24 protein-coding genes and 1 tRNA gene are annotated in these 20,141 nt (G+C 31.2%); 17 read left to right on the forward strand and 8 right to left on the reverse strand.

The window, feature by feature from the left end; all coding sequences use genetic code 11:
- The 3 genes from AJ930_RS06640 to AJ930_RS06650 all read left to right on the forward strand — a co-directional run.
- The coding region (locus AJ930_RS06640; RefSeq protein WP_186820866.1) for a 3'-5' exonuclease at positions 1-759 on the forward strand (759 nt) is incomplete at its 5' end.
- Positions 756-989: a helix-turn-helix domain-containing protein gene (locus AJ930_RS06645; protein WP_070275041.1), complete on the forward strand. Its 234-nt coding sequence runs from the start codon at positions 756-758 to the stop codon at positions 987-989. The genes AJ930_RS06640 and AJ930_RS06645, both read left to right, overlap by 4 nt.
- Positions 986-1,219, forward strand: a complete 234-nt coding sequence (locus AJ930_RS06650) for a helix-turn-helix domain-containing protein (RefSeq protein WP_070275042.1) — start codon at positions 986-988, stop codon at positions 1,217-1,219. Before AJ930_RS06645 ends, AJ930_RS06650 begins: the two co-directional genes overlap by 4 nt.
- Positions 1,220-1,455: 236 nt before the next feature.
- Here AJ930_RS06650 and AJ930_RS06655 read toward each other — a convergent pair.
- Positions 1,456-1,531: transfer RNA gene (locus tag AJ930_RS06655), tRNA-Phe, on the reverse strand.
- A 139-nt stretch (positions 1,532-1,670) separates the two neighbouring features.
- Between AJ930_RS06655 and AJ930_RS06660 the strand changes: the two genes are divergently transcribed.
- Positions 1,671-3,014 carry a TrkH family potassium uptake protein gene (locus AJ930_RS06660; RefSeq protein WP_070275043.1) on the forward strand — a complete coding sequence of 448 codons (1,344 nt, stop codon included), beginning with the start codon at positions 1,671-1,673 and terminating at the stop codon, positions 3,012-3,014.
- Between the two features lie 10 nt (positions 3,015-3,024).
- Positions 3,025-3,675 (forward strand): potassium channel family protein, encoded by a 651-nt coding sequence (locus AJ930_RS06665; protein ID WP_070210009.1) that lies wholly within the window; start codon positions 3,025-3,027, stop codon positions 3,673-3,675.
- On the opposite strand, the gene AJ930_RS06670 is transcribed toward AJ930_RS06665, so the two are convergent.
- From AJ930_RS06670 to gltX, 4 genes are read right to left on the reverse strand one after another with little or no spacing between them, the layout of a single operon-like run.
- Positions 3,672-4,343 (reverse strand): menaquinone biosynthetic enzyme MqnA/MqnD family protein, encoded by a 672-nt coding sequence (locus AJ930_RS06670; protein WP_070210008.1) that lies wholly within the window; start codon positions 4,341-4,343, stop codon positions 3,672-3,674. The two genes, AJ930_RS06665 and AJ930_RS06670, sit on opposite strands and share 4 nt — an antisense overlap.
- A gap of 5 nt (positions 4,344-4,348) precedes the next feature.
- Complete coding sequence (upp, locus tag AJ930_RS06675; RefSeq protein WP_044778990.1) at positions 4,349-4,975, reverse strand: uracil phosphoribosyltransferase; 627 nt, start codon at positions 4,973-4,975, stop codon at positions 4,349-4,351.
- Positions 4,972-6,207, reverse strand: coding sequence for a malic enzyme-like NAD(P)-binding protein (locus tag AJ930_RS06680; protein ID WP_070275044.1), 1,236 nt, complete (start codon positions 6,205-6,207; stop codon positions 4,972-4,974). Before AJ930_RS06680 ends, upp begins: the two co-directional genes overlap by 4 nt.
- 1 nt (position 6,208) lies before the next feature.
- On the reverse strand, positions 6,209-7,600 hold the full coding sequence (gene gltX, locus AJ930_RS06685; protein ID WP_070275045.1) for a glutamate--tRNA ligase: 1,392 nt from the start codon (positions 7,598-7,600) through the stop codon (positions 6,209-6,211).
- A gap of 64 nt (positions 7,601-7,664) precedes the next feature.
- Here gltX and salC point away from each other — a divergent pair, with 64 nt between their 5' ends.
- Positions 7,665-8,480 (forward strand): peptidylprolyl isomerase SalC, encoded by an 816-nt coding sequence (gene salC, locus AJ930_RS06690; protein ID WP_070275046.1) that lies wholly within the window; start codon positions 7,665-7,667, stop codon positions 8,478-8,480.
- A 36-nt stretch (positions 8,481-8,516) separates the two neighbouring features.
- On the opposite strand, the gene AJ930_RS06695 is transcribed toward salC, so the two are convergent.
- The gene (locus tag AJ930_RS06695) at positions 8,517-9,848 is read right to left on the reverse strand and encodes an acetyl-CoA carboxylase biotin carboxylase subunit (protein WP_070275047.1); all 1,332 of its coding nucleotides are present in this window, start codon (positions 9,846-9,848) and stop codon (positions 8,517-8,519) included.
- 1 nt (position 9,849) lies between these two features.
- The gene (gene accB, locus AJ930_RS06700) at positions 9,850-10,305 is read right to left on the reverse strand and encodes an acetyl-CoA carboxylase biotin carboxyl carrier protein (RefSeq protein ID WP_002861982.1); all 456 of its coding nucleotides are present in this window, start codon (positions 10,303-10,305) and stop codon (positions 9,850-9,852) included.
- Positions 10,306-10,450: 145 nt separating this feature from the next.
- On the opposite strand from accB, the gene dcd reads away from it, so the two are divergent.
- The 11 genes from dcd to AJ930_RS06755 are packed head-to-tail and all read left to right on the forward strand — an operon-like array spanning position 10,451 to position 19,676.
- The gene (gene dcd, locus AJ930_RS06705) at positions 10,451-11,011 is read left to right on the forward strand and encodes a dCTP deaminase (RefSeq protein ID WP_002861983.1); all 561 of its coding nucleotides are present in this window, start codon (positions 10,451-10,453) and stop codon (positions 11,009-11,011) included.
- Positions 11,012-11,060: 49 nt separating this feature from the next.
- A complete protein-coding gene (pseB, locus tag AJ930_RS06710) occupies positions 11,061-12,065 on the forward strand; it encodes a UDP-N-acetylglucosamine 4,6-dehydratase (inverting) (RefSeq protein WP_070275048.1) in 1,005 nt (334 codons plus the stop codon).
- Position 12,066: 1 nt separating this feature from the next.
- Positions 12,067-13,197, forward strand: a complete 1,131-nt coding sequence (pseC, locus tag AJ930_RS06715; RefSeq protein ID WP_070275049.1) for a UDP-4-amino-4,6-dideoxy-N-acetyl-beta-L-altrosamine transaminase — start codon at positions 12,067-12,069, stop codon at positions 13,195-13,197.
- Complete coding sequence (locus tag AJ930_RS06720; protein WP_070275050.1) at positions 13,190-14,497, forward strand: DUF4910 domain-containing protein; 1,308 nt, start codon at positions 13,190-13,192, stop codon at positions 14,495-14,497. Before pseC ends, AJ930_RS06720 begins: the two co-directional genes overlap by 8 nt.
- The gene (gene legH, locus AJ930_RS06725; protein ID WP_070275051.1) at positions 14,494-15,285 is read left to right on the forward strand and encodes an N-acetyltransferase LegH; all 792 of its coding nucleotides are present in this window, start codon (positions 14,494-14,496) and stop codon (positions 15,283-15,285) included. Before AJ930_RS06720 ends, legH begins: the two co-directional genes overlap by 4 nt.
- A 30-nt stretch (positions 15,286-15,315) precedes the next feature.
- A complete protein-coding gene (locus AJ930_RS06730; protein WP_002829517.1) occupies positions 15,316-15,546 on the forward strand; it encodes an acyl carrier protein in 231 nt (76 codons plus the stop codon).
- Positions 15,543-16,436, forward strand: a complete 894-nt coding sequence (locus tag AJ930_RS06735) for a class I SAM-dependent methyltransferase (RefSeq protein ID WP_070274487.1) — start codon at positions 15,543-15,545, stop codon at positions 16,434-16,436. The genes AJ930_RS06730 and AJ930_RS06735 overlap by 4 nt, the downstream gene beginning before the upstream one ends.
- Positions 16,429-16,845 (forward strand): VOC family protein, encoded by a 417-nt coding sequence (locus AJ930_RS06740; RefSeq protein ID WP_070233595.1) that lies wholly within the window; start codon positions 16,429-16,431, stop codon positions 16,843-16,845. The genes AJ930_RS06735 and AJ930_RS06740 overlap by 8 nt, the downstream gene beginning before the upstream one ends.
- Positions 16,842-18,404 carry an HAD family hydrolase gene (locus tag AJ930_RS06745; RefSeq protein ID WP_070275052.1) on the forward strand — a complete coding sequence of 521 codons (1,563 nt, stop codon included), beginning with the start codon at positions 16,842-16,844 and terminating at the stop codon, positions 18,402-18,404. Before AJ930_RS06740 ends, AJ930_RS06745 begins: the two co-directional genes overlap by 4 nt.
- Positions 18,394-19,455 carry a beta-ketoacyl-ACP synthase III gene (locus AJ930_RS06750; RefSeq protein WP_070275053.1) on the forward strand — a complete coding sequence of 354 codons (1,062 nt, stop codon included), beginning with the start codon at positions 18,394-18,396 and terminating at the stop codon, positions 19,453-19,455. Before AJ930_RS06745 ends, AJ930_RS06750 begins: the two co-directional genes overlap by 11 nt.
- Positions 19,455-19,676 carry an acyl carrier protein gene (locus AJ930_RS06755; RefSeq protein ID WP_002786077.1) on the forward strand — a complete coding sequence of 74 codons (222 nt, stop codon included), beginning with the start codon at positions 19,455-19,457 and terminating at the stop codon, positions 19,674-19,676. Before AJ930_RS06750 ends, AJ930_RS06755 begins: the two co-directional genes overlap by 1 nt.
- 13 nt (positions 19,677-19,689) lie before the next feature.
- Here AJ930_RS06755 and AJ930_RS06760 read toward each other — a convergent pair.
- Positions 19,690-20,141 (reverse strand): DUF2920 family protein (locus AJ930_RS06760; protein ID WP_148122812.1); only part of this gene is annotated, 452 nt, incomplete at its 5' end.

Raw genomic sequence — 20,141 nt, forward strand, 5'->3', positions numbered from 1 at the left:
GCTGTAAATTCCTTAGAAGTATTAGCATCTATGCCAAAATCTCATATTTTATATCTAACTCAAAGCTTTAGATGCCCACAAAGCATAGCTACTATTGCCAATTCTTATTTGGGAATTTTAAATGCCCCAAGAGATTTTAAAGGAACGCTAAAACCAAGAAAGGGAAATGATGAAAATGAAGCAAAAGCTATAATATGTAGAACCAATGCTAAACTATTTGATATAGCAGTAGAAAATTTAAATAAAAAATTATTTTTTGTGGGAGGGGTGAATAGTTATAGTTTTGATGAGTTATTAGACATACAAAATCTTCTGTTTAAAAAACACAAATATATCAAAAATCAGTTTATTGCAAAATTTGCCGACTTAAAAGAACTTCTTGAATATATCAACGAAACTAAAGAGGTTGACTTAAAACAAAAAATATTTGTTCTTTTTAAATATGTACATAGCGATATTATAAAGCTTATCAAAGATATTGAAAAAAGCTGTGTTAAAAAACAAGAACAAGCTGATTTGATATTAAGTACAGGACATAAGAGCAAAGGTTTAGAGTGGAATAATGTTGAAATTATTGATGATTTTTTAAACATCAAGCAAGAACTTGAAGAAAGAGAACAAATTACCATAGCAAAAGAAGAATTAAATCTTTTGTATGTGGCAGTTACAAGAGCTAAAAATTCTTTAAACATTAACAAAGATTATTTACTTGAAAAAGATTTTATAGAAAAAAATTTAGAAAGGATAACAATAGAATGAAAATAATCAAAAAATTACAAGAAGATGGAAGCTTTAAAGAGCAGGCTTATTATTCTGTCGATGAAGTTGCAGAAATGCACTCTGTAACCCATACAACAGTTCGTGTATGGATCTCAAGAGGTCTTCTAAAAAGCCTCAAATTAGGAAAAGGTTATTATATATCAAAAGAAACTATTCTTAATTTTCAAAAAACAGATAGTTTACCAAAAGAAAATAAGGAGAAAAAATGAACAGAACGGTAAAAGATAAGCATGTTGGAACGAGAGATTTTTTGTTTAATAAATATAAAAAAATGACCTTCAGTAGAAAAGAATGTGCTGAAATTCTTGGTGTATCTTTACAGACTTTAGATAGATTAACAAAAAATAAGAAGATAGAATCTATGGGTGTATCTCGTTATGTGTTATTCTCTATTGAAGAAATAGCTAAAATTATATCAGGGGTTAAATCTTTAAAATGAGATTTAGCCATACAAATTATTGAATTTTCAAAAGTATATGTTATAGTATATGTTATTTGGATATTTAATTTCTAAAGTATGGATACTTAGTAATTTTATTAGTAAATCACACGCCTGCTAAATCCACCATTCTATTATAAGTTATAGACTCTCTCTTTAAAATAATAATTTTTAGTCCTTTAAATATTTCGGTCTTGTGTAAAAAAATATGTGATGTGATTTTTTGAAAGATAAAGTGGTGGTTAGAGGCAGAATCGAACTGCCGACACGCAGATTTTCAGTCTGCTGCTCTACCGACTGAGCTATCCAACCACTTAGTTTGATAAAGTAAAAATGTAATTGTATCTTTTTTTCTTTAATTTAAGTTTAAATACAAAAATAAAATTTTATTTCCCTTAAAGTTTTAATAAGATAGAATACCCGCTTTAGATCATTATCAAATGGAAATTTTTTGAAACAATTTGGACTAGATAGACGAACTTTTAAAATTTTACTAGCTGGTTATATTATTATTGCATTGTTTGGGGCTTTATTGCTACATTCAAGCTGGGCACATACAACTCCTATTGATTTTTTAGATGCCTTTTTTACAAGCACATCTGCTGTTAGTATGACAGGATTAGCAGTTAAGAACACTGCGGTTGATTTTACCTTAGCAGGACAAATTATTATCTTGGCTTTGGTGCAAATTGGAGGCTTGGGATATATGGGTATAGGTTTGTTTGTTTATATACTCATACGCAAAAAAGTGGGATTTAGTGCAAGAAATTTACTAAAAGAGTCTTTATTTTATCCATCAATGGATGGTTTATTTAAATTTTTTAAAAAGGTTTTACTGTTCATTTTTACTATAGAATTGATAGGTGCTATACTTCTTACCATGCGTTTTGCCCTTGAAATGAATTTTAAGAAAGCTTTATGGTTTGGAATTTTTCATTCTATTAGCGCTTTTAATAATTCTGGGTTTACCATATTTGAACATGGACTTATAGCTTATAAACATGATATAGCAATTAATCTTATTATTACTTCTTTGATTATTATTGGAGGGCTTGGATATTTTGTTTTGGTTGAATTATACTTTTTTCAAAGAAAAAAATTGCAAAATTTAAGCCTACATACAAAAATGGTTGTTGTTGCAAGTATTTTTCTTATTTTCTCTTCAACGCTTATTATTTTTGCTTTTGAATACTCAAATCCTCAAACTATAGGACATTTTTCATTTTTTGATAAAATTTTAAGCTCATATTTTATCGCTATTAATTACCGCACAGCAGGATTTAACACCTTAGATATGGGACATTTGCATGATGCGAGCTTATTTTTTGGATCATTGTTTATGGTTATTGGTGGTGCACCAGGTGGAACAGCTGGGGGTATGAAAGTAACAACTGTAATGGTTTTGTTACTCTATGCTTATTGGAGTATCCGCAATGGAAGAGTTAGAATTTTTGGACATGAAATTCCAAGAGAAACTATATCTAAAGCTTTTATTATAGCTGTAGGTTCAGCTGTTTATATAGTAATAGCTGTTATTTTGCTTTCCTTGCTAGAGTCAAAATTTGATTTTATAGCCTTGCTTTTTGAAACTTCTTCAGCTTTTGCAACCGTAGGAATTTCAGTAGGAAATGGTGGAACTTTATCTTTATGTGCTTTGTTTAGTGATCCTAGCAAGGTGATTATCATCATTATGATGCTAAGTGGTAGGATAGGTGTTTTTGCTTTTTTGCTCTCGGTATTCAAACAAGACAAAGCTATTCATTTAAAATTCCCTGAAGGAAAGGTTAATTTATAAAGGTAAAATCGTGAAAAATCTTAATTATGGAATCATAGGACTTGGAAAATTTGGATCAGTTGTAGCAGATGAACTCATTGCTGGAGGTCATACTGTTATCGTTGCGGATAAAGATGAGGAAGCTTTAAAAAGTATACAAAATCCTCCAAGCTATGCTTATATTTTAGATTCTACAAATATTTCAGCCCTAAAAGAAGCAGGCTTTCATGATGTTGAAGTTGTTATTGTTAGCATAGGAGAAAATGTTGAAAAATCAATCCTTACTCTTATGGCGCTTAAAGATATAGGTGTTAAAAATATCATTGCTAAAGCAACCTCTAATATCCATGGTCAAATTCTTTCTAAGTTAGGTGCAACAAAGGTTATTTATCCTGAAAAAGAAAGTGCTAAAAGACTAGTAAAAGAATTTTTAACTAAAGATGCTGATTATGAAGTTTTTGATCTTTCAGCAAATACTATACGAGCTATTAAGATCAATATAGATGAAAAATTAGCAGGAAATTCTTTAAAACATATAGCACAAAATATGAAAGTGATTTCTTATAAAAAATTAAATAGCGACTGGGAAATATTGCCTGATTTAGAAACCACGACAGTTTATAGTGGAGATGTTGTAATACTCCTTGGAACAGTTAAAGAACTTAGAGAATTTGAACACTAAACAAGATTTAAAGCCTTGCAAGCCTTTACAAAACGCTTTAAGGCTGTTTTTTCTTTGGTAGAAATTTTATGATATATAACTTCATCTAAATAATATCTAACATCTTTTATATCTAAATCCCTTGTTTTGGCATAATTTTGCAGTATATAATAAGGAATTTTAATCTTTGTTTTTGGAAATTTTTTCAAAATTTGTTTATATAAAGCTTTTTTTTGCACACAAGAAAATCTAGCAAAAACAAAAGGCAATCCTGTTTTTTCGTGCCATTTTGCACATAAATCGATATATTTAGAAGGATCTTTTAGATAAAGCTTTAAAGCCTTATCACCTATAATTACTTTTCCATCTTGTTTTAATACTTTAGCTAAAGCATTTGAAGTTGCTGAACTTGGATCTTTGGCATTTGATGTATTTTTTTCTACTAATACACTTAAAACTCTTTTATTAGCACAAATACCCAAATCTAAATTTTTATATTTTTTTCTAGCACTTTCTATGCTTGAAATGATAGCTGCATCAATTCTTCTATAAAATAAATCTTTATTTAGCTTACTTGGAACTCCTTTTTTATACTCCATACTTGCTTTATAACCATTAGGTAGGGGATATTTCTTAAGATATATATGTAAAGGTAAAAGATTAATATAATCAATTTTTCCAAAAATCATCTCTTTTAAAGAGTGTTAAACACTCTATCTCCTGCATCTCCAAGCCCTGGGATAATATAACCTTTTTCATTTAAACCTTCATCAATACAAGCCACAAAAACTTCTACATCATCATGCATTTGGCTAAATTTTTGCAAACCTTGTGGAGTAGCAAGTATGGATATAAATTTTATTTTTTTAACTCCTTGGCTTTTTAAAAAATTACAAGCCTCTATAGCAGTTCCACCTGTAGCAAACATAGGATCTATGACAATAGCGGTGCGTTTTTTTGCATCTTTGGGAAGTTTTTGAAAATAAAAATCCGCCTTTAAAGTTTCTTCATTTCTTACAAATCCCAAAAATCCAACACTTGCATCAGGAATCATCTTAAAAACACTTTCAAGCATTCCTAATGCAGCTCTTAAAATAGGGCAAATCATAATTTTTTCATCAAGTTTTTTTACTGTAGTTTTTTGTATAGGTGTTGAAATTTCAATTTCTTTTAAAGAAAAATCTTTACTCGCTTCAAAAAGTAAAAAAGATGAAATTTCATCGATTAACATGCGAAATTGAAAGGGCTTTGTCTCTTTAGCCCTTAAAATTCCTAATTTATGTTCGATCAATGGATGATTGATACAATGAATATTTTTCAATTTAAGCTTTCAAAATAAGCTTTCTCGTTAAAATTTTTTACCTTAGCCACACCATCTTTTACCGCAACTGCTGCTACAGCTGTACTTACTGCAGCTTTTACTCTTTCATCAAAAGGTTTTGGTATGACATAATCTCTTCCAAATTCTAAAGCGCTTAAATTATAAGCCTTTTTAACCGCATCACTTACAGGAAGTTTTGCAAGATCTGCTAATGCTTTAGCAGCAGCTACTTTCATATTTTCAGTGATTTTACTTGCACGCACATCTAAAGCCCCGCGAAAAATAAAAGGAAAACCTAAAACATTATTGATTTGATTTGGATAATCACTTCTTCCTGTTCCTACAATCGCATCTTTTCTAAGTCTAGCCACATCTTCAGGCATCACTTCAGGGATAGGATTTGCCAAAGCAAAAATTACAGGATCTTTTGCCATACTTAAAACCATTTCATCATCAAGAATTTTTGGCGCACTAAGTCCTAGGAAAACATCAGCTCCTTTTAAAACTTCTTTTAAAGTCTTTTCCTTAGAATCAACAGCAAATTCAAGCTTTTGAGGAGTTAAATCATTTCTATCCTTAGAAACAACACCTTTGCTATCTACTAAAATAATATTTTCGACCCCTAAATTTCTATACATCTTAGCACTTGCTATACCTGCGGCACCTGCGCCACTTACAACCACCTTAATGTCTTTAAATTTTTTACCACTTATCTCCATAGCATTCATAAGTCCCGCAGTTGAAATAATAGCCGTTCCATGCTGATCATCATGCATTACAGGAATTCCTAAATCTTGCAAAGCCGCTTCAATTTCAAAACATTTTGGAGCAGCTACATCTTCTAAATTTATCCCACCCACAGTCGGAGCCAAAGCCTTGCAAAAATTTACAATCTCTTCTATACTATGAACATTAATTTCTATATCATAAGCATTTACATTTGCAAATTTTTTAAACAAACAAGCCTTACCTTCCATAACAGGTTTTGAAGCCTGTGCTCCTATGTTTCCAAGTCCTAAAACAGCAGAACCATCGCTAACTATAGCTACCAAATTAGCCTTGTTTGTATAAGTATAAGCAAGCTCATTATCTTTAGCGATTTCAAGGCAAGGTTCTGCAACTCCTGGGCTATACGCCAAAGATAGATCATAACTTGTAGCCATTGGCTTACTTGGCACAATATCAATTTTCCCACCTAAATGGTATTTTAAAGCTTCTTCTTTTAAATTCATTTTATTTTCCTCTAACTTTTAAAAAATTTTCTATTCTTTTTTTACACTCATCAACCCCTAAAAATTCTAATACTTCAAAAATACTAGGACTTACCGCACTCCCTGTTAAAGCTATGCGTATAGGCTGAGCCAAATCTTTTAACTTTGCTTCTTTTTTTTCTAAAAAATCATTTGTAAAATCTTCAAAATCTTTACCTGTTTTTTGATCTTTAAGCGTATTAGCAAATACTTGGAGCAATTCTAAATTATTTTCGTTAACAAATTTTTGCACTGCATTTTCATCATAATTTTGCGGCGTATTAACTATGCTTTTTGCACCATTGATAATATCATGCAAGGTTTTTGCACGCTCTCTTAATAAATCAAGTAAAAATCCTGCCTTTTCATAAACAGATAAATCAAAGCCAAGATCTTTAAGCTGACGGTTAATCTCTTCAAAAGGTAAAGTTTTAATATAATGAGTATTAAGCCATTCAAGCTTTTTAGCATTATAACAAGATGCGCTTTTATTGATATGATAAGGATCAAAAAGTTTTTTCAAATCTTCTAGTGAAAAAACCTCATCATCACCGTGACTCCAACCTAAACGCACAAGAAAATTAAGCAAAGCTTGAGGTAAAATTCCCATTTCTTTGTATTCCATAACATCAGTTGCCCCATGTCTTTTTGAAAGCTTTTTACCATCTTCTCCATGTATCATAGCCACATGAAAAAATTTAGGAATTTTAAAACCCAATGCTTCATAAAGCACAATTTGTTTAGGAGTATTTGAAAGATGATCATCCCCACGAATCACATCACTTACCCCCATTAAAGCATCATCAATAACAACAGTAAAATTATAAGTTGGAGTTCCATCACTTCTTGCAATGATAAAATCATCCATTATATCCTCTGCTTTAAATTTTACCTCGCCTTTAATCCCATCTTCAAAAACAATCTCGCCGCTTTGAGGTGCTTTAATACGCACAACAGGTTCTATACCCTGAGGTGGCGTGCCTGTAAATTCTCTATATCTTCCATCATATCTTGGGCGCTCTTTGGCGGCTTCTTGCTTGGCGCGCAATTCTTCTAATTCTTCTTTACTCATATAACAATAATACGCCTTGTCTTCATCTAAAAGCTTTTTGACATATTCTTTATAAAGATCAAAACGCTCTGATTGGTAAGTTACTTCTCCATCATGTTCTAAACCGCACCATTTAAAAGCTTCGATAATTGCTTTAGTAGCTTCTTTGGAATTTCTTTTTAAATCCGTATCTTCAATACGAAGTAAAAAATTTCCACCATTTTTTCTAGCGTATAAATAATTATAAAGAGCTGTTCTAAGTCCACCTATGTGCAAATACCCTGTTGGGCTTGGAGCAAAACGCGTTGTAAGTTTTTCGTGCATTTTTTGCCTTTTCTTAAATTTTTATTGATATAATGCGATATTTATACTTAAATAAAGGTTTGAAATGAAAAAAATTTTATTAAGTTTTGCATTTTTTGCAAGTTTAGCTAGTGCAAATACCATTAATGCTATAGCTGTAGTTGTAGACAAAGAGCCTATCACGACTTATGATATAGATCAAACTATGAAAGCACTTAAAATTGATAGAAATAAAGCTTTAGGCGTACTCATCAATGAAAAAATGGAAATTTCACAAATGAAACAACTGGGTATTGTAGTCAATGATCTAGAGCTTGATGATGCTATAAATAAAATGCTTGCTCAAAACAAAACTACTTTAAATGCTTTCAAAGCAAATTTAAAATCCAAAAATCAAAGCTATGGACAATTTCGTGCAAATTTAAAAAAAGATTTAGAAAAAAGAAAGCTTTATGAAAAAATCGCAAGTATGGCAAAAACTGATTTTAGTGATGATGGAGCAAAAAAATTTTTCGAACAAAATAAAGATAAATTCACTTTTTATACACAAATTAATGCAAATATTTATTTATCAAACAATCCTCAAACTTTAGAAAATATCAAAAATACAAAAAAAACAATCCTTAAACCACAAAATGCATCTTTAAACACAAGCAATGCCGATCCAAGACTTTTAGGGCTTTTATCGCAAATTCCTGTTGGAGGGTTTTCCCCTGTTTTAAATGGAAAAAATGGCTATGAACTTTATGAAGTTAAAAGCAAAGATGGAGCACAAACTCCTGAATACGAACAAGTTAAAAATGAAGTTTTAAACGCTTATGTAAGCGAACAAAGACAAAATTTCATACAGGATTATTTTGATAAACTCCGCTCTAAAATCAATATAGAATATTTAAGATAAAAATTACAATTAAAATTTCCCTTTAATAGGGAAATTTTAATGTCTTGCAAGATAATTTGTATCGTAATTATTATTAATAAAATCAGGATTTTCCATCATAGAAAGATGAAATTCTTTGGTTGTTTTTATCCCACTTATAAGTAACTCATCTAAAGCTACTTTCATTTTTGCAATAGCTTTATTGCGATCTTCTGCCCAAACTACAAGCTTACCTATCATAGAATCATAATAAGGAGGCACGCTATAGTCTTGATAACAATGACTTTCCATTCTGACATTGCGTCCTGCGGGTGGAATGTATTTAGTAATCTTGCCTGGACTTGGCAAGAAAGTTTTAGAATCTTCTGCCGTGATTCTACATTCTATAGAATGCCCATTAAGCTTAATACTTTCTTGAGATGGCAAGGCATAACCTTCTGCCACCTTAATCATTTGTTCTATGATATCAATCCCACTTACCATTTCACTTACACAGTGTTCAACTTGCAAACGTGTATTCATTTCTATAAAATAAAAGTCTAAATTTTTATCAACTAAAAACTCAAAAGTTCCCGCACCTTCATATCCTATAGCTTTGGCTGCCTTAATAGCAGTTTCATGAAGCCTAGTGCGTGTTTTTTCATCAAGCAAAATCGCGGGAGATTCTTCGATAAGTTTTTGATGGCGTCTTTGCATAGAACAATCTCTTTCACCCACATGAATCACATTACCAAAACTATCTCCTATAACCTGCACTTCTATATGGCGCGGATTTTGAATATATTTTTCCATATACATAGTTCCATCGCCAAATGCTGTCATAGCCTCGCTTTCAGCTGACCAATACGCTTTTTCAAGATCTTTTTCATTTTCAACCACACGCATACCACGACCACCACCACCTGCAGCTGCTTTTAAAATCACAGGATAGCCTATTTCTTTAGCAAGTTTTTTAGCTGCTTCAGCTCCTGCTAAAGCCCCATCACTTCCTGGGATTACAGGCACGCCTGCTCTTTGCATTACTTGTTTAGCTTTTGATTTATCACTCATTAAATTCATAGCTTCTACAGAAGGACCTATAAATTTGATGTTATGTTTAGCACAAATTTCAACAAAATTTTGATTTTCACTTAAAAATCCATATCCTGGAAAAATCGCATCTGCTTCAGCAATTTCAGCTGCTGTGATAATAGCTGGGATATTTAAATAACTTTCAGAACTTCTTGCTTTTCCTATACAAATGCTTGCATCAGCGTATTTTAAATATAAAGCATCTTTATCTGCTTCAGAATACACACAAATTGCTTTTTTACCCATTTCTTTAATCGTTCTTAAAGCGCGTAGTGCTATTTCTCCACGATTAGCAATTAATATGCTTTTAATTTCCATTTTATAATTTCTCCACCGCAAATAAAGGCATTCCAAATTCTACAGGCTGACCATCAGCAACTAAAATTTCAGCGATCCTGCAATCAAATTCCGCTTCAATTTCATTCATGATTTTCATCGCTTCGATAATAGCTATAGTATCGCCTTTTTTAACCGTGCTACCCACTTTTACAAAAGGTGCTGCACCTGGGCTTGGAGCTTGATAGAAAGTTCCCACCATAGGGCTGTTTATACTTGGCTTGTTTGATTTTGCATTTTGACTAGGTTGAGCTTCATTTACAACACTTACATTGATAGGTTGTGGAGCTGGAACTGGAGGACAAACAGGAGCTGGAACATCGCAACACATATCTCTTTCAAGTTCTATTTCAAAACCATCTTGTTCTTTGATCTTAATTTTACTAATATTTGCTTCAGCAAAAAGGTTTACTAACTCTTTAATTTCTTCTTTTGTCATAAAATTCTCCTAAAATTTAAGAACTTAATCTTGTATTATATAAAAAAACTTAAAATTTAACTTTAAAAAAGAAAAAAATCATAAAAAATATAGATTTTTTAGGTTATAATCCTTATAAAAAATTACAAATATTAAAAGGTTAAAAATGGGCTTAAAAGCAGATAACTGGATAAGAAAAATGGCATTAGAATACAAGATGATCGAGCCATTTTGCGAAGCAAATATAGGAAAAGGTGTAATAAGCTATGGACTTTCAAGTTATGGCTATGATATACGCGTAGGGCGTGAGTTTAAAATTTTTACCAATGTTAATTCAACCGTAGTAGATCCAAAAAATTTCGTAGAAGAAAATGTAGTAGATTTTGAAGGTGATGTATGTATAGTTCCTGCAAATTCTTTTGCCCTAGCTAGAACTATAGAGTATTTTAAAATGCCTGATGATGTTTTAGCTATTTGTCTTGGCAAAAGCACTTATGCAAGATGTGGTATCATCGTCAATGTTACTCCTTTTGAACCAGGTTTTGAAGGACATATCACTATAGAGATTTCAAACACTACGCCTTTACCTGCAAAAATTTATGCCAATGAAGGCATAGCACAAGTGTTGTTTTTACAAGGCGATGAAAAATGTGATACCACTTATAAAGACAAAAAAGGCAAGTATCAAGCCCAAACTGGCATAACCTTGCCAAGAATTTTAAAATAGGAACACTTGTTGCTTTAATTTTAAAAAAACTTAAGCAAAGGAAGGCAAAATGTTTAACAAAAAAAATATCTTAATCACAGGTGGAACAGGCTCTTTTGGAAAAACCTATACTAAGGTTTTGCTAGAAAATTATAAACCTAATAAGATTATCATTTATTCTCGTGATGAGCTTAAACAATTTGAAATGGCAAGCGTTTTTAATGCTCCTTGTATGCGTTATTTCATAGGAGATGTAAGAGATAAAGAGCGTTTAAGTGCCGCTATGCGTGATGTGGATTTTGTTATACATGCTGCTGCGATGAAGCATGTGCCTATTGCTGAATATAACCCTATGGAATGCATAAAAACAAACATCCACGGTGCGCAAAATGTTATCGATGCTTGTTTTGAAAATGGGGTTAAAAAATGTATCGCTCTTAGTACAGATAAGGCTTGCAATCCTGTAAATTTATACGGCGCAACCAAACTTGCAAGCGATAAGCTTTTTGTCGCTGCAAACAACATAGCAGGCAATAAACAAACACGCTTTAGCGTTACAAGATATGGCAATGTTGTAGGTTCAAGAGGTTCAGTAGTGCCTTTCTTTAAAAAACTCATCAGCGAAGGAGCTAAAGAACTTCCTATCACCGATACAAGAATGACTCGTTTTTGGATCAGCCTTGAAGATGGAGTGAAATTTGTACTGAGTAATTTTGAAAGAATGCACGGAGGAGAAATTTTCATCCCTAAAATTCCTTCAATGAAAATCACCGATCTAGCTCATGCTTTAGCTCCTAATTTAAGCCATAAAATCATAGGTATAAGAGCGGGAGAAAAACTACATGAAATCATGATTTCAAGCGATGATAGTCATTTAACCTATGAATTTGAAAACTACTATGCTATAAGCCCGAGTATTAAACTTGTGGATAAAGATAATGACTTTAGCATCAATGCCCTAGGCGAAAAAGGGCAAAAAGTAAAAGATGGTTTTTCTTATAGTTCGGATAATAATCCTTTATGGGCAAGTGAAAAAGAACTTTTAGAAATCATCAATCACACCGAAGGTTTTTAAAATGCTTACTTATTCTCATCAAAACATCGATCAAAGCGATATAGATACGCTTACAAAAGCTTTAAAAGATGAAATTTTAACAGGGGGTAAAAAGGTAGATGAATTTGAAGAAGCCCTTTGCGAATATGTGGGTGTAAAACATGCTTGTGTATTAAATTCAGCTACTTCAGCCCTTCATCTTGCCTACACGGCACTAGGTGTCCAAGAAAAAATCGTTTTAACCACCCCTTTAACCTTCGCTGCTACGACTAATGCGGCCTTAATAGCTGGAGCTAAGGTAGAGTTTATCGACATTAAAAACGATGGCAATATCGATGAAAAAAAACTAGAAGCAAGACTTTTAAAAGATAGTAAAAATATAGGAGCTATTAGCGTGGTGGATTTTGGGGGAAATAGCGTTGAAATAGATGAAATTTCAAACCTTGCTAAAAAATACAATATCCCTTTAATCGATGATGCAAGCCATGCTTTAGGCGCTTTGTATAAAAGTGAAAAAGTGGGGAAAAAAGCTGATCTTTCTATCTTTTCTTTTCACCCTGTTAAGCCTATTACCACTTTTGAAGGTGGAGCCGTGGTGAGTGATAATGAAGAGCTTATCGCTAAAATCAAGCTTTTAAGAAGTCATGGTATCGTTAAAAAAAGACTTTGGGATAGTGATATGGTAGAACTTGGCTATAATTACCGCTTAAGTGATGTTGCTTGTGCTTTAGGGATAAACCAGCTTAAAAAACTCGATCACAATCTTGAAAAAAGAGAAGAAATCGCAAGTTTTTACGATAAAGAATTTGAAAAAAATCCTTATTTTTCCACGATAAAAATCAAAGATTATAAAAAAAGCTCAAGACATTTATACCCTATCTTGCTTTTTCCTGAATTTTATTGTCAAAAAGAAGAACTTTTTGAAAGCTTACTTCATGCAGGAATTGGCGTACAGGTACATTATAAACCAACTTATGAATTTAGTTTTTATAAAAAACTCTTAGGAGAAATCAGACTCCAAAATGCGGATAATTTTTACAAAGCCGAGCTTAGCATACCTTGTCATCAAGAAATGAATCTAAAAGATGCAAAATTTGTAAAAGATACTTTATTTAGCATTCTTGAAAAAGTTAAAAAGGGATATTGTGAATAAGCTAGACTTTAGAAGTCAAGATTTTAGCCAAACTGGAAAGGCTATGTATGAACTAGCTTGCGAACTTTTTCCTATCCCTAGAAGCATCACAGGGCAAGGTTTTAGAGATAGTTTAGAAATTTTAAATAAAACTCTGGGGGGGGGTATAATCAAATTTCACTCTATAAAAAGTGGTACAAAGGTTTTTGACTGGATAGTCCCTGATGAATGGAATGTTAAAGAAGCCTATATCATCACTCCAGAAGGAGAAAAAATTTGTGATTTTAAAAAGCATAATCTACACCTTCTAAACTATAGCGAAGCCATCGATCAAGAAATCGAACTAGAAGAACTTCAAGATCATCTTTACTCCATAGAAGAAATGCCCGATGCTATTCCTTATGTAACGAGTTACTATAAAAGGCGTTGGGGATTTTGTCTCACGCATAATGAAAGAAAAAAACTCAAAAAAGGCAAATACAAAGTCTATATCAATGCGAAACATGATGAAAATGGGGTTTTGGATTATGCTGATTTTATCCTACCTAGTACGCAAAATTCAAAAGATGAAATTTTAATTTCAACCTATCTTTGTCATCCTTCCATGGCAAATAATGAGCTTAGTGGTCCTGTGGTGGCTATTTTCCTAGCAAAATGGCTTTTGAGTTTAAAAGAAAGAAAGTATAATTACCGCTTTGTCATCATTCCTGAAACCATAGGCTCTATAGTCTATCTTAGCAAACATTTAGAGCATTTAAAAAAACATGTTAAAGCAGGCTTTGTGCTTTCTTGCTTAGGCGATGATCATGCTTACTCACTCATACACACACCTAAAGAAAACACTCTAAGCGATAAAGTTGCCTTGCATACGCTTAAAAATAAAGAAAATTTTAAAGCATTTAGTTTTCTAGATCGTGGAAGCGATGAAAGACAATACAACGCTCCGCTTGTAAATCTTGGCATAGTAGGAGTATGTCGCACAAGATACCTAGAATACGAACAATACCACACTAGTAAAGATAATCTAAATTTTATCTCTGAAAAAGGTTTAATGGGTGGACTTTCAAGCATGCAAGAAATGATTTTAAATTTAGAAATCAACGCTGTATATGAAAACACCATAGTATGCGAACCTAATCTTGGCAAAAGAGGACTATATCATACCCTTAGCACTGCCAATGACATTCCTTTGGCTTGTAATTTTCTAGCTTACTGTGATGGAGAAAATGATATCATCGATATAGCCAATATCTTAAACATGCAAGCTTATGAATTTAAAGAACTTTTAAAAAAAATAAAATTTTATGGACTAGTAAAATGAAATATTTTTTAGAACACAATGGCAAAAAATACTCCGATAAAGATTTAATAGATGCTTTCTATCAACTAGGTATAAAAAGAGGTGATATTTTATGCGTACATACAGAACTTTTTAACTTTGGCATACCTTTGCTTCCTAAAAATGAATTTTTACAGACTATACTCAATTGTTTTTTTGAAGTTATAGGCAAAGAAGGCACTTTGATCATGCCAACCTTTACTTATAGTTTTTGCAAAAATGAAGTTTATGACAAAATAAATTCCAAAACAAAAATGGGAGCATTAAATGAATATTTTCGCAAACAAACAGGAGTAAAACGCACAAACGATCCTATATTTTCTTTTACTATAAAAGGAGCAAAAGAAGAATTATTTTTAAAAGATACAACAAGTTGTTTTGGAGAAAATTGTGTTTATGAGGTTTTAACCAAAGAGAATGGAAAATATATGACATTTGGAGGCCAAGGACATACACTAACACATTATGCAGAAGAACAATTTAATGTATTTTACAGATATCATAAAATTTTCTCTGGAATTTTAATTGATGAAAACAATATATCATACAATAAAACCATTAGTTATTATGTTAGAAAACTTGACATATCTTCTGAGCCCAATTTAATTAACATTATTAATATTGTTAATAGTACTAAAAATTTTAAAAAAAATAATTTTGCAGGAGATCATATAAACATTTACAACGCTAAAGAATATATAGAAATTTTATGGGAAAAATTAGACATAAACCAAACAATTCTAATAGAAAATTATGATACAATATATTAATTTTCAACATTCTTAAGAAAGTGCTATACAATGGAAAAACAATTTTATGAAATTTTAGAAAATATACTTGAAACCAAAGTAGATGAAAATACAAATTTAAGCATGGAAAATTGTAAAAACTGGACTTCTTTAGCTCATATTGATATCATCATGAGTTTAGAAGAAGAATTTGAAATCAAATTTAACAAAGAAGATTTAAGCCTCTTAAAATCTCAAAACGCTTTGCTAGAAAAAATTCAAACCCTAAAGGCTGAAAAATGAAAGAAAATATTGAAAAATTATTTCAAGCCATCGCTCAAAAAAATCCTATCCATTCTAAATATCTTAAAAAAATTGAATTTTCACAAGAAGACGAAGAAGAATTTGATAAATTAATTTCTTATTATATTCAAGATGGCATCAGTATAGAAGAACAATGCGATTGTTATTTATTGATCCTTAACGATACTTTAGAAGAAACAAAATTTTTCATAGAAAATGGGACTTATCGTTATTCTAGTTTTGATGAAGTTAAGGATAAGGTTTATTTTAATGAAAGCTATATGAAACAATACATGATAGGTTTAGCTCTTTCTTCTTTTGTTTGGATAGCTCATATTAAAGTAAGAAAGTATTTTTCACAATATTTGCAAAATTTCACTCCAAAAACAACTTATTTTGAAATAGGCCCTGGTCATGGAGAATATTTTGCAAGAGCAGTTAAAAGTGGTAAATTTTCCGCCTTTTATGGACTTGATATCTCTCCAACGAGTTGCGAACTTACTCAAAACATGGTAAAGCAACAAGTAGGAGAATTGATCTCAAAATGTGATTTTTTATGTCAAGATTTTTTTACTTATGATTTTGATAAAAAAGCTGATTTGATAGTGATTGGAGAAGTACTAGAACACGTAGAAAAACCTCTTGAATTTCTTAAAAGATCCAAAGAGCTTCTTAGTGATGGAGGAGAAATTTTTACAACTATTCCTATCAATGCTCCTGCTATTGATCATATTTATTTATTTTCCCATCCTGATGAAGTTAAAGATTTGATAGAAAAATCGGACTTAAAGCTTAAGACTTATGAATATTTTATGGCAAATGATTATAGTTTAGAAAAAGCATTGAAATTTAAAAATGCTATCACTATGGCAGTAGTTTTAAATGCTTAATACAACACTCAATTTACCCATTCATCATATAGGTGTGGCTTGTAAAAATTTAGAAAAAGAAAGAGAATGTTTTTTTAAACTAGGTTTTTACAAAGAAGTAGAATTTATAGATGAAAAACAAGGGGTAAGAGGCGAATTTATCATTCCTTGCAACGAAGCATTTCCACAGTATAGATTTGAACTTTTGCAAAATTTAAACGATAAAGGTCCACTAGATAGCTATTTGAAAAATAATACCAAAATGTATCATTTAGCCTATGAAAGTAAAAATATCGCCCAAGATTTAATTCTTTTGGAACAACAAGGAGGCATTTGTATTGTTCCTATTATGCAAGCAAGCTATTTTGCTAAACTTTGTTTTATCATGATGCCAAATAGGCTTTTAATCGAACTTGTGGAGCTAAAATGAATCTTTTTTCACCTCATTTAAAACGCAATGAACTTATAAAATTTGCCAAAGAATTAGACTTTAGTAAAAGTCAAGATCTTCTTATCAATATCCATAGAAATCATGCTTTTGAAGGAGTGCAAAGCATCATTGCTCCTTTTTTACATTTTGCCAATTTAAAAGCTGATTTTAATTTCAGCTCTTATGATGATAGCTTGAGTTTTGATAACTTTAAAGAAGCTAGTTTAGAACTTTTATGGCTAGATTTGACCCACTATAAAAATAATGTGCAAAATTTTCTAGAAGAAAGGCTTTTAGCATTAAGAAAATTTTCACAAAGCCCTATTTTAGTCCTTAGTTTAGGAGAATTTAAAACAGATAAAAAAATTTTAAATTGCGAAATTTTTAACATAGAAAAACTCATAAAAGAGTATTTTGATGAAGAAGATATTTTAGACTTAGCTAAAGAAGAACTTACAGGCTCTAAGCTTAATAATAAAGCCTTGATTTTCTTGGCACAAATTTTAGGACTTAGTCTCATCCCTGCACTTGTAAAACCCGCTCTTAAAGCTCTTGTACTTGATCTTGATAATACCTTGTATCAAGGAATTTTAGGTGAAGAGGGTATAGATAATCTTAATTTAAGTCCTTTGCACAAAACCTTACAAGAAAAAATTAAAACTTTTAAAAAACAAGGGTTTTTACTTGCCCTAGCTTCAAAAAATGAAGAAAAAGACGCAAAAAAACTTTTTGAAATAAGGAAAGATTTCATCTTACAATGGGATGATTTTGATGCTAGAATGATCAATTGGGAGCCAAAAGGTGAAAATATCTTAAAAATTGCTAAAAAATTTAATATAAATACTAACGCTATGCTTTTTATAGATGATAATATCGCCGAGCTTGAAAATACCAAAATTACAGGCGTTAAAACACTTTTATGCGATGAAAATATACTTTATAAAATCAAACTTTTTCCTAATCTTTTAAAACTTTCAAATACCAAAGAAGATCAAATTCGTGCCAAAGATATAGCAGCCAATGCTTTAAGAGAAGAGCTTAAAAGCTTAAGCGATGAAGAATATTTTCAAAATCTTGAAATCAGCTTAAATTTTAGCAAAAATGATCTGCAAAATATCCCTCGCATTAGCGAACTTTTAGGCAAAACCAATCAATTTATCGCTAATTACACACGCTTAAATCAAGAAAAAGTCGCACAACACATGCAAAAAGAACTCATTGTAAGTGTGAGTATGAGTGATAAATTAAGCGATAGTGGGATTATCGCTATTTTTGTTTTTTCTTGTAAAGAAGGAAATTTATTTATCGATGATCTTTGCATTTCTTGTAGGGCTTTAGGTAGAAAACTTGAAACTAGAATGTTTTTTAAAGCCTTTGAACTAGCTTTACATTTCTTTGATCTTAAAAACAATAATGCAAGGCTTTACTATCAAAAAGGCGAAAGAAATATGCCATTTTTGAGCTTTTTAGAACAAATTTCCAAAGAATTTGAAAAAAACTCAGCCCTTATTCCATTTCAAAATTTAAATTTTAAAGGACTTATAATCCATGAAAACTAGATTTGATAAAGCTAAAATTTCAGGCATTTGCGTAAGCGTACCTGAACATAAAATTTGCATTGATGATGAGTTAGAAAGCGTTTTTTCAAACGATATCAAAACCCTTAAAAGAATGAAAAAAGTCATAGGTTTAAACACGCGTTATATTTGCGATGAAAACACTTGCGTAAGCGATCTTGGAAAACACGCAGCCAATACACTTTTACAAGGTTTAAATATAGATAAAAATAGCCTTGATACACTCATCGTAGTAACTCAAAGTCCTGATTTTTTCATGCCTTCTACGGCTTGTTATTTACACCAACTTTTAAATTTAAGCTCCAAAACTGTAGCTTTTGATTTAGGGCAAGCTTGTGCAGGGTATTTATACGGCTTATTTGTCGCTCATTCTTTAATACAAAGTGGCTTAGGTAAAATTTTACTCATTTGTGGAGATACTTTAAGCAAATTCATCCACCCTAAAAATATGAATTTAGCTCCTATTTTTGGTGATGGAGTAAGTGCAACTTTAATTGAAAAAACGGATTTTAACGAAGCTTTTTTTGAGCTTGGAAGCGATGGAAAATATTTTGATAAACTCATCATTCCAAAAGGTGCGATGAGAATACCTAAAGCAGATATTTTCAACGATGATTCACTCATGCAAACTGAGGAGTTTAGACAATTAGAAAATCTTTACATGGACGGAGCAAATATTTTTAATATGGCTTTAGAATGCGAACCTAAAAGCTTTAAAGAAATTTTAGAATTTTCCAAGGTAGAAGAAAAAGACATTGCTTTTCATCTTTTTCATCAATCTAATGCGTATTTGATTGATTGTATTAAAGAAGAATTAAAACTTAATGATGATAAAGTTCCTAATTTCATCATGGAAAAATACGCTAATCTAAGCGCTTGTTCACTACCTGCCCTACTTTGCGAACTGGATACTCCAAAAGAATTTAAAGCAAGCTTAAGTGCTTTTGGCGCAGGGCTTAGTTGGGGAAGTGCGGTGCTAAATTTCAAGGATTTATACACAAAAGATATTTTAATTTACACAAAGGAGAAATAATGACAAAAACTGAATTTTTAGAAGAACTTAAAGAAGCTATGCATAGAGATGAAGACTTAAACGAGGATATGCTACTTGATGATATAGATGAGTGGGATAGTTTGGCTTTTGTATCTGTGATGGTACTTTATAAAAATCTTTTTGCTTTAAAAATCACAGCCGAAGACTTGAAAAATTGTCAAAAAGTGAGTGATTTAATTGATTTAGCAAAGCTTGATTAAAACCTTTAAGGTTTTAATCTTTTATCTCTAATTCAAATTTATCTCCCACATCTTTGAAAGTAAATACTTTATTCCCACAAGGATAAGAGATGGAATTTTCTTGCATAAAAGATTTTCTTTTTTGTAGTTTTTCAAGCATTAAAGGAAGTTCTTTTCTAAATAAGGCTTTATCAGGTATACCACAACCATGATCTAAATTTTTAATAAATTTTCCATCAATTTGATTTTCATCTATCAAATTTAAGCTTACATCGTAACCTAAAATTTTTAATATTTGCATGGTTTGTTCTTTAAAATTTGCTGGAGTTAAAGGATCTTCTTTGCTATGATAACTCACATAAATGATATTTTTATTTTTTTGACTTTGTAAAATCAAATGATCTTTATTTAACAATGTTCTAATAAGATAATTTTCATTATTAAAAAAATAAGGTGAATTTTCTTTACGTGTCCAGTGGGTTTTTA

Source organism: Campylobacter sp. BCW_6871 (assembly GCF_001762325.1).
GTDB lineage: Bacteria > Campylobacterota > Campylobacteria > Campylobacterales > Campylobacteraceae > Campylobacter_D > Campylobacter_D jejuni.

What these genes read in the sequence shown, in the direction of transcription:
- AJ930_RS06645 (WP_070275041.1), top strand. Translation starts at nt 756, where the DNA reads ATGAAAATAATCAAAAAATTACAAGAAGATGGAAGCTTTAAAGAGCAG.
- AJ930_RS06650 (WP_070275042.1), top strand. Translation starts at nt 986, where the DNA reads ATGAACAGAACGGTAAAAGATAAGCATGTTGGAACGAGAGATTTTTTG.
- AJ930_RS06670 (WP_070210008.1), bottom strand. Translation starts at nt 4,343, where the DNA reads ATGATTTTTGGAAAAATTGATTATATTAATCTTTTACCTTTACATATA.
- AJ930_RS06680 (WP_070275044.1), bottom strand. Translation starts at nt 6,207, where the DNA reads ATGAATTTAAAAGAAGAAGCTTTAAAATACCATTTAGGTGGGAAAATT.
- gltX (WP_070275045.1), bottom strand. Translation starts at nt 7,600, where the DNA reads ATGCACGAAAAACTTACAACGCGTTTTGCTCCAAGCCCAACAGGGTAT.
- salC (WP_070275046.1), top strand. Translation starts at nt 7,665, where the DNA reads ATGAAAAAAATTTTATTAAGTTTTGCATTTTTTGCAAGTTTAGCTAGT.
- AJ930_RS06695 (WP_070275047.1), bottom strand. Translation starts at nt 9,848, where the DNA reads ATGGAAATTAAAAGCATATTAATTGCTAATCGTGGAGAAATAGCACTA.
- accB (WP_002861982.1), bottom strand. Translation starts at nt 10,305, where the DNA reads ATGACAAAAGAAGAAATTAAAGAGTTAGTAAACCTTTTTGCTGAAGCA.
- dcd (WP_002861983.1), top strand. Translation starts at nt 10,451, where the DNA reads ATGGGCTTAAAAGCAGATAACTGGATAAGAAAAATGGCATTAGAATAC.
- pseB (WP_070275048.1), top strand. Translation starts at nt 11,061, where the DNA reads ATGTTTAACAAAAAAAATATCTTAATCACAGGTGGAACAGGCTCTTTT.
- pseC (WP_070275049.1), top strand. Translation starts at nt 12,067, where the DNA reads ATGCTTACTTATTCTCATCAAAACATCGATCAAAGCGATATAGATACG.
- legH (WP_070275051.1), top strand. Translation starts at nt 14,494, where the DNA reads ATGAAATATTTTTTAGAACACAATGGCAAAAAATACTCCGATAAAGAT.
- AJ930_RS06730 (WP_002829517.1), top strand. Translation starts at nt 15,316, where the DNA reads ATGGAAAAACAATTTTATGAAATTTTAGAAAATATACTTGAAACCAAA.
- AJ930_RS06735 (WP_070274487.1), top strand. Translation starts at nt 15,543, where the DNA reads ATGAAAGAAAATATTGAAAAATTATTTCAAGCCATCGCTCAAAAAAAT.
- AJ930_RS06740 (WP_070233595.1), top strand. Translation starts at nt 16,429, where the DNA reads ATGCTTAATACAACACTCAATTTACCCATTCATCATATAGGTGTGGCT.
- AJ930_RS06745 (WP_070275052.1), top strand. Translation starts at nt 16,842, where the DNA reads ATGAATCTTTTTTCACCTCATTTAAAACGCAATGAACTTATAAAATTT.
- AJ930_RS06750 (WP_070275053.1), top strand. Translation starts at nt 18,394, where the DNA reads ATGAAAACTAGATTTGATAAAGCTAAAATTTCAGGCATTTGCGTAAGC.
- AJ930_RS06755 (WP_002786077.1), top strand. Translation starts at nt 19,455, where the DNA reads ATGACAAAAACTGAATTTTTAGAAGAACTTAAAGAAGCTATGCATAGA.